This window comes from Pseudoalteromonas sp. BZA4, assembly GCF_040104395.1.
Classification (GTDB): domain Bacteria; phylum Pseudomonadota; class Gammaproteobacteria; order Enterobacterales; family Alteromonadaceae; genus Pseudoalteromonas.
In genome coordinates this window covers 1-7,771 of the sequence record NZ_JBECOT010000101.1, presented here as the reverse complement: position 1 = coordinate 7,771, position 7,771 = coordinate 1, and the positions used below count along the sequence as shown (strand labels likewise).

The 7,771-nt window shown below is 37.5% G+C and carries 9 protein-coding genes; all 9 read left to right on the top strand.

Annotated elements, in window-relative coordinates; all coding sequences use genetic code 11:
• Positions 1–518 precede the first annotated feature (518 nt).
• The 9 genes from ABMY41_RS20935 to ABMY41_RS20895 all read left to right on the top strand — a co-directional run bounded on the left by ABMY41_RS20935 (position 519) and on the right by ABMY41_RS20895 (position 7,512).
• Positions 519–707, top strand: coding sequence for a hypothetical protein (locus ABMY41_RS20935; RefSeq protein WP_199528639.1), 189 nt, complete (start codon positions 519–521; stop codon positions 705–707).
• 170 nt (positions 708–877) lie between these two features.
• Positions 878–1,471 (top strand): single-stranded DNA-binding protein, encoded by a 594-nt coding sequence (locus ABMY41_RS20930; RefSeq protein WP_349276158.1) that lies wholly within the window; start codon positions 878–880, stop codon positions 1,469–1,471.
• 268 nt (positions 1,472–1,739) lie between these two features.
• On the top strand, positions 1,740–1,880 hold the full coding sequence (locus ABMY41_RS20925; RefSeq protein ID WP_155950871.1) for a hypothetical protein: 141 nt from the start codon (positions 1,740–1,742) through the stop codon (positions 1,878–1,880).
• An 89-nt stretch (positions 1,881–1,969) separates the two neighbouring features.
• Complete coding sequence (locus ABMY41_RS20920) at positions 1,970–2,581, top strand: hypothetical protein (RefSeq protein WP_036973819.1); 612 nt, start codon at positions 1,970–1,972, stop codon at positions 2,579–2,581.
• 9 nt (positions 2,582–2,590) lie between these two features.
• Positions 2,591–2,911, top strand: coding sequence for a hypothetical protein (locus ABMY41_RS20915; protein ID WP_036973820.1), 321 nt, complete (start codon positions 2,591–2,593; stop codon positions 2,909–2,911).
• Between the two features lie 85 nt (positions 2,912–2,996).
• Positions 2,997–4,049: an AAA family ATPase gene (locus ABMY41_RS20910; protein ID WP_138558669.1), complete on the top strand. Its 1,053-nt coding sequence runs from the start codon at positions 2,997–2,999 to the stop codon at positions 4,047–4,049.
• Positions 4,050–4,111: 62 nt separating this feature from the next.
• Complete coding sequence (locus ABMY41_RS20905) at positions 4,112–4,636, top strand: hypothetical protein (protein WP_063529544.1); 525 nt, start codon at positions 4,112–4,114, stop codon at positions 4,634–4,636.
• A 94-nt stretch (positions 4,637–4,730) separates the two neighbouring features.
• Positions 4,731–5,828 (top strand): DUF3150 domain-containing protein, encoded by a 1,098-nt coding sequence (locus ABMY41_RS20900; protein ID WP_036973823.1) that lies wholly within the window; start codon positions 4,731–4,733, stop codon positions 5,826–5,828.
• A 103-nt stretch (positions 5,829–5,931) separates the two neighbouring features.
• On the top strand, positions 5,932–7,512 hold the full coding sequence (locus tag ABMY41_RS20895; RefSeq protein ID WP_171040465.1) for a VWA domain-containing protein: 1,581 nt from the start codon (positions 5,932–5,934) through the stop codon (positions 7,510–7,512).
• Positions 7,513–7,771: the final 259 nt, after the last annotated feature.

Here is a 7,771-nt window from a genome sequence, read left to right as displayed (position 1 = left end):
GGCAATCGTAAGACTAGCCGAGTCAAAAGCTCGACTAGCGGTGTCCAACGAAGCGTCAAAAAAGAAAGGTTAGTAGCTTAGGCTATTATCTTGGAAGCTCGATGCCTTTAGGCGCGAGTAGTTCACTAAACTAATTCCAACCTACTCGGGCTACAACAATCACAATCAGTTAAAGATTCAGAGTGTATATTGCATTGTATATGACAGGTTAACGTTAAAAGTTTTAGCAACAGCTGAAACACATAACGAGGCCAGTCAAATAGCAACTGAGATATTCAACAAAGACAAAGTATTCGCTGTTCCCGGTGAAATTAGGTTTTCAGATGAGAGTATTTCACATAGTAATATTCTTGGAATGAACCTTGTTAATTTTGAATTCTTTGTTGAAGCAAATATGAGTCATCCACTGATTAAATCAACTTTCACAGGCGAGCATTAGCTCCCTGTGAATTTCCTTACTGGTTATACCTATGCAGCTTGAAGCAGGATGCTTAGGTATAACCAATAAGGAGAAACCTATGTTTGAAGATTCCGCTTTTCATATTTTCGACAAATCAACATCAACACTTACATTGTTCACGGGTGAGATAAAACAGATTGATGTTAATCATTTAGACAAACCAGACTACCTATCAGCTGTAAAGCAAAAGGCCATTTCTAGTGGCTTAATTGGCGAAAGCGATTTTGTATGTGAATGGGATGTTTAACAGATAGTAGGGTAAACCTTACTCTCTGAATGGGCTTTATATATTAGAGTTTATTCAAAGGGTTACGGTGAATATTGCCGTTATTTTTGATTAAGTCGCGCGATATTTTCTTTATGTAATTATATCTACATCAGTTGTGATGATTTTATAACTTTATAGAAGGCTTATATATGCGTACTGCAAAAGATAATTCAGCAAGGCTTGGTGGTAGAGTCGCGAGTCTTGATATCAGAAATGGTCAAGATGGGTATTTTGGTACTGTGACAATTGCTTGTGATGACGGCTACTTTAAGAAGTCAAACGAACCTAACGGACAAAGTGAGTGGGTTGACAGAACTTACTTTTTTGATGTCAAAGTGGATAGTCGGTTTTTAAAGAATTTTAAACCAGCTATTGAAGTAGGGGACGAAGTAACTTTAAGAGGAAAACTTGTTCAAGAAAAGTGGACTGATAATGGTGGGGAAAACCGCTCTTCAACAAAGATTAAAGCTATCGAGCTAATTCAACATCTTAGAAAAGTTGAAGTGGAATGTTTAAAAGCCTCTGGCTTAATTGGCAATCAGAACCAACAAAATGGTCACCCACAACAAAATAGTTCTTCAAACTACCAAAGTGCGCCTCAGCATCATAGTCAACAGCAAAATAATGCACAAAACTATCAGCGCAGCCAGCAAGACCAGAGCGCACCAATACACTATCCGCAATCGCAGGGCGGTTTTGCTCCTAAACCTCAACCAGGAGGGTATGGCGGTAGTCAACAATAACAAGCTAGATAAGGTTTCCTAGCCTAGGAATTTGCATGACAAGGATGTTACTTTTGTTTTTTCTAATATTCATAATACCTTTTCGCTTCTCGCGAATAACTCTGCTATGGCAGTTAAAGTTGAATATTAGTTACGCACTCTCAACATCAAGTTGAAAAGCAAAAATCTATTTTGTGAGTGCACACCAAGCAACTTCGTTGCTTGTCTTAATCTCTGAGGGTTTAACCTTCACAGGTTAGTCCTTCAGCTTTTTAACTTGGAGGAGCTTATGAATAACAAGTCAATCGGCGCATATCTACGTCGTCGTGAGCGCAAATTAATTAAACGAGCAAAACGTAATAGATCTAACAAGTTAGCTATTCGCGCAAGCCGTTTATATCAAGAGTCAAACCGCGTTTTCCACGGTTAACTTCTAACTCAACCTATCTACCAACCTAGCAAGGGAATTTTCCCTTGCTGGGGATGTTCCCTTTAAAAATCTCTTTGGAGGAGAACATCATGGCTAGACCAAAAAAGGCCATAACCAAAGCTCAAATAAATGCAGAACTTGAAAGAAAGAAGCAGTTTAAACCGAAGCGAAAAACTGATCACTTTCTGTCAGTAAATGCAGAATATACGTGCCATTCGTTAGACGAAGATATCATAACAGCTCACCGAGTTGGTAAAGTTGCCCTTGGGCAGGATGTATTTTTTAGTTTAATGGATGATTGTTTGGATGCTGCAAGAGGTGAATATTACATTCATTGGTCAGACGAGAACATTAAGGCGTTATGGGAAAGTATTTTGTATCGTTCACTTGGTATGCTTCGATATGCTAAAGCGAATTCAGAGATACTAAACGACGAACTTGAATGGATTTGCTCTGCAAATTTTGATTATGTATGCCAGTCTCTAGATTTAGATGCTTGTTTAATTAGAATTGCAGTACCACAGATCTTACAACAGTATAATCAACTTAATGAAATACTTGTAACTAACAAATACGCTAAAGCTCTTTGTGAATACAAGCACTTCATCTTAAATGGTAGCAATTGCTCATCGTCTAACTCTCATCTTTATAGTGACTTAGAAGGGCCAGACATCCCTCCTTGGCATGATCTAAAGTTTTAGGAGTTGATAATGGAAATTTATCCTACTCATGAGTCTAATACTTGGATTCTACTTGATGATAATGTTACTGAGCGAAAACTGCTATTAGGTCAGAGTGATGAAGGCTATCACTTTGGTCATATTGATGGTTGGCCAGACTCAGTTGAAGTTTGGAATTCTACCAGTTATGCAACTGAGGAATTAGCAGCAGAGGCTCAAGTGAATTTTATGCTAGACCTTGCAGTTGAGGATGAAACAGAAGCAGCATTTGAATATTGTTCTGTTCTAGACTTACCAAACCTTCATCTTTATGAAAAAAGTTATATAGACTTTTTAGAAGTACCATTTTAAATATTAAGAAATCAAACCCATCAAGGGACACTACACCCTTGACGGGATAAGTGTCCCTCAAAAATCTATTTGGAGGAGACACAATATGAATACTCAAGCACAATCAAACGTATCTACAATTAAACCTGCAACTAAAATTGATTATAACGAAATGATAGAAGTTGATGCTCATGAGCGTTTTCCTGAAATCTTCGACCCTAATCAATACAAGATTAAAATTCGTAAACACCGCCACCCAAATTGTCAAAAAGCTGACATGCATTATACGCCTGATGAAGCAACTCTTCGTAAAGCGTTAGCATGGTGGCTTGCGCCCGCTCAACCGAAGCCTCTTGGCTTTGTGGGTGAAACAGGTACAGGTAAAACGGAGTTATTACTATTCATTGCAGATCGCTTTAATGAGCCTGTTTTTATTGAAAAAGTAACCGTAGGCATGAGTGGTGAGCGTTTAGAGGGTGGTTATGAATTAATTGTTGATGGAAAAGGTCATAATGTCACTCGCAAGCGATACAGCCAAGCTGCATGCGGATACAAATACGGTGGTTTAGTTATCTTAGATGAAGTGGATAAAGCTAATGAAGATTTATCAACATCGCTTCATTTGTTTGTTGAAGGCAAGCCTTGGACACTTAGTGTTTTCGGTGAAACCATAAACAAACATGCTAACTGTCGAATAGCTGCTACAGCAAATACTACCGGTGGTGGGGATAGTGATAGGTATATTACTTCACAGCGTTTAGACCAAGCATTACGTTCGCGTTTTGGTTGGTTAAAAACTAAATATCCAAGCAAAGCAGTTGAGTTGGAAATTTTGGAAAAGAATTTTCCGAAACTAACATTGCCGATTCGCAAGCTTATGGTACAAACAGCTGACTCTTTAAGAACAGCTGCATTAGGTAAAGATCACGATGGCAACATCGATAATGGATTAGGGTGTGTTTTTTCAACACGAACTTTAGTCCACTGGGGTTTTTACATGATGACATTTGGTGCCAATCGTTCTCCATATGAGTCATTTGAATTTTCGTTTTTAGGTTCCATTGATAATGATGAAATTGAAGAGGTTAATTCTGTTGTTCAACGAGTATGGGGTGATGATATTAAAAAACCACTTGGCGAGTTAATTCAAAAAAAGTAACCATCTCAAACACTAACACATCCTCTGACTCGGCTAACTTAAAAGTTGAGAGAGGGGACACAGTGTTTGAGTGCTTTGAAGTTGAAAATGGTCGTTTTATTGGTTTTAGCTACCAACCATCAAATGGTAAATACCTCCGCATTGAAGGGGGGAAAGGCCCACTTAAAATTGACAATGTAAGAGACATTAAAGCAATGAGTATGTCTGAGTTAATTCAGGCAACCGATAAGATTGATTACATTAGGAACGGCAATCCTTATTTTCTTATTCATTCGGATGAGAAAATGAAGAGCTGTGACTTTGTAAACTGTCGAGCTCAAGTTATGTTCAATGCTCAAGGTAACCTGAAATGCAATAACCCGTTTGATGTTTATCATCATGCCGGTGAAGGTAAATTTTGGGCTGTAACATCATTCCAAAATACGACATATGTGTTGTTCAAAAATGATAATACTGAATGGAAATGGGTTTTTATGTCTGTAAACGGTGAGAGAAATGCTCTTGCCAAAAATAAAGAACAAAGAGGTTATTCACTTATTGGAATAGGCCACTTTAATCAAAATACATGGGATATTGAAGTGATGTAACAAATCGCAGGTCCTATTAATCAACCAACCCTTTGGGGAGTACTTTCCCCAACAGGGAAGTCTCCCCTTTTTTTATCAAATTGGAGGAGACAACATGTCTTTATCAAACGAAGCAATCGCAAACGGCAAAGAGTTAGCAGAACAAAACACTTCACTTAAAAATGGAGCATGTTTGTTAGGCTGGCAATTAAGATCGCCATGTGGTGAATCAACTTTACCGAACGCAAAGATAGAACTAGATGGTCAGAAAGTATCATCTAATCAAATCAAGGGGAGTAAATTACAGTGGTTTCCTAGAAGCAAGCTGAAGCTTACAACGAAGTACAACAACCGGCTTACACGAACTTTTAATAGTTATGGTGTTAAGTATGGAGACTTTACGGTTGTCCCAACGACCAGGTTAGATGAGCTTAAGTCAGAGCTTGATGGAATAAAGCGTGATTGGCAAGATGAAGTATCAGTATTAATTGCTGAATATGATATTTCAGTTAATCAACATATGGCTGAAAATTCAGATATCGCTGCACTGATCTATAAATACGCTTTATCTCAGGTTGAGTTCCAATCAAAATTCAAACTGTCGTTTACAAAGCCTTTGGCTATGAAAGCGCTTTTTGATGATGATGAAGACGATATCAAAAACGATGTTGCAGAAACTCTTTGGCAAGAAATCGCTAAAGAAGCAGGCAGTGTATATAAAACAAACTGGTTTAAAGACAAAACGCCAGTTAATCGCGTAAGCCAAAAAGTACGTTCACCATTTAGAAGAATGATGAATAAACTTATTGATTTATCATTTGTAGATAATGGTATTGAAAACGTGGTTAGTACAATACAGGAGGTTTTAAATAACTTACCTTCTAGTGGCTACATTGAAGGTCATTCATTTTCAGAGTTAACCAACTGGTTACTCGTAATGAGTAATGAAGACACACTTCGCCTTCATGCTGAAGGAAAACCTCAATATAGTGCAACACCAGAGCCGGAAGTAATTACACATGAGGATACCGACGTAGCGAGCCTTTTCGTTTCAGGTAAATCTAGTGAAACTGCTTCTGAGAGTTCAATCATTTTAGAAACAGCTGATCAAGAAAATTCATTTGAATTTGACCTAGCGCCTAAAGAAGAAACCGTTTTTTTCGAGCCCGCTGAGCGTAACAACTCTTTAGGTGATTTTGGATTTAATTGGTAACAAATTAAGGAAGCAATCTAGCTTCCTTTAATTCTAAACCCACAGGGGATACTCACCCCTTGTGGGTGTATCCCCCTCTTAAACATTTCTGGAGGAGATGCAAATGAATAAATCAAAACTATTAAAACGATTTAGAATGCTTTCAAGAGTAATGAGTAACCGTGGTGACATTACGATTAACTTAACTGGTAACAGATGCTATACAGATTACAACAGCATTACTTTACCCGTAGGTGATCTTGAAAACCCCGATTATCTCGAACTTTTGGAAGGCGCTATTGATCATGAAGTAGGCCATCTACGATGGACCGATAGAACATGGACAGCTAAGTCGTATGAAAAAGGGGTATTTTTCAATGCTATTAGAAATGGCATTGAGGATATTCGTATGGAAAGAATGGTTTGTCTGGAGTGGCCGGGCGCCATCTTAAATTTATCTAAGATGGTTACTCAAGGTATTAAAAAGGGATGGTTCAGTAAACCAACTGATAGCTTCCCACCTTCATTACTGCTGCAAGCTGTAGTTGTATATTATGGTCGATATAAAATTAACAACCAAGTACAACTAAAGGAGTTCTGTGAAATTGCATTAGCTTTATTAACTGATTGTATTGGCCAAAAACCAGTACAAGATTTAATTTTGTTATTGGATACGATACCAACGCTTCAATCTAACCAACATAGTTATGAACTTACAGAACAGATCATTCAATTACTTAAAAAAATAGAGTTTGAACCGGGCGATAGCCAAGGTGATGACTCAGGCGATAGCCAAGGTCAAAACTCAAATGTTAGCCAGCAAGTTATTAATTTTGTAAATGAATGCCTAAATGCCGATGAAAGTCAGCTCATGGCAGATTTGCATGAACAAGTTAATAACGAGCTAGAGAAAATGGCCGATGAAGTAAGATCAAGTAATGATATGGAGCAACTAATTCAATTCAATGCTCCTTTAATATCAAAAAATGATCGTGGCACAGTTGGTACTGCAGCGCTAAACCAAGCTAAGAGACTTTCAACACCTATAAGTCGAGAACTCCATAAAATAATTTATGGGTTAGACCGAAAAAGTGTGAATTTTTCTAAGCAAGGTAGAACTGTTGAGGCAAATAGACTTGCTGGAGTAAAAGCTGGTAATTTTAATGTTTTTAAATCAGAAAGAATTACTAAAGCTCCAACAATGGCGATATCAGTTCTCGTAGACAGGTCTAGTTCAATGAGTGCTGATGATATGAATGGTGTTAATACTTCTGCGCTTGCAATTAACTTAGCAATAGATAAGTTGAAAGGCGTAAATAGTGAATGCATATATTTCAGTGCCGGTTACCTATATGAAGCAAAGTGTTTTAAATCAACAACTAAAGCCGTTAAAGATAACTTTAGAGTCAGTAGTAGAGGCGGAACACATACAGGGTTAAGTCTTTATTCTGTAATTCGTAGGCTGTCACTTCGTGTCGAGCAAAAGAAAGTTGTTTTTATCATTACTGATGGTCAAGCAAGCGATCTAAAGTATTTAGAAAAGTCGATTGAAATGTCGGAACTTCTAGGTATTCAAATTGTATGCATTGGTATAAATACAGGAATGCTTTATGGCTTTGAGAATCAGGAATTACTCAACATTCAAACCGTTGAAGAGTTACCCTCGATTCTAAAACAAGTAATTAAAAATAAATTAATTGCTTAACCAAGTAATGCGCCCTTTTGGACGCATTTTAAAGCAAACACAATGTTTTAAAATGCGGCTATAAGCTGAACAATCATTATGTGAATAATCATTATGTGAATAATCATTATGTGAATAATCATTATGTGAATAAGTGTGATTACCAAGGGATACTGACGGTATAAGTACCAAGCGATTTTGACGTAATCACACTATCAATGTTGCCGAGCTTCGGCAAGTTTTGCTAACCGTAACGCAGTCGTATTCATATTTTCCCTTA

What these genes read in the sequence shown, in the direction of transcription:
- ABMY41_RS20935 (WP_199528639.1), top strand. Translation starts at nt 519, where the DNA reads ATGTTTGAAGATTCCGCTTTTCATATTTTCGACAAATCAACATCAACA.
- ABMY41_RS20930 (WP_349276158.1), top strand. Translation starts at nt 878, where the DNA reads ATGCGTACTGCAAAAGATAATTCAGCAAGGCTTGGTGGTAGAGTCGCG.
- ABMY41_RS20925 (WP_155950871.1), top strand. Translation starts at nt 1,740, where the DNA reads ATGAATAACAAGTCAATCGGCGCATATCTACGTCGTCGTGAGCGCAAA.
- ABMY41_RS20920 (WP_036973819.1), top strand. Translation starts at nt 1,970, where the DNA reads ATGGCTAGACCAAAAAAGGCCATAACCAAAGCTCAAATAAATGCAGAA.
- ABMY41_RS20915 (WP_036973820.1), top strand. Translation starts at nt 2,591, where the DNA reads ATGGAAATTTATCCTACTCATGAGTCTAATACTTGGATTCTACTTGAT.
- ABMY41_RS20910 (WP_138558669.1), top strand. Translation starts at nt 2,997, where the DNA reads ATGAATACTCAAGCACAATCAAACGTATCTACAATTAAACCTGCAACT.
- ABMY41_RS20900 (WP_036973823.1), top strand. Translation starts at nt 4,731, where the DNA reads ATGTCTTTATCAAACGAAGCAATCGCAAACGGCAAAGAGTTAGCAGAA.
- ABMY41_RS20895 (WP_171040465.1), top strand. Translation starts at nt 5,932, where the DNA reads ATGAATAAATCAAAACTATTAAAACGATTTAGAATGCTTTCAAGAGTA.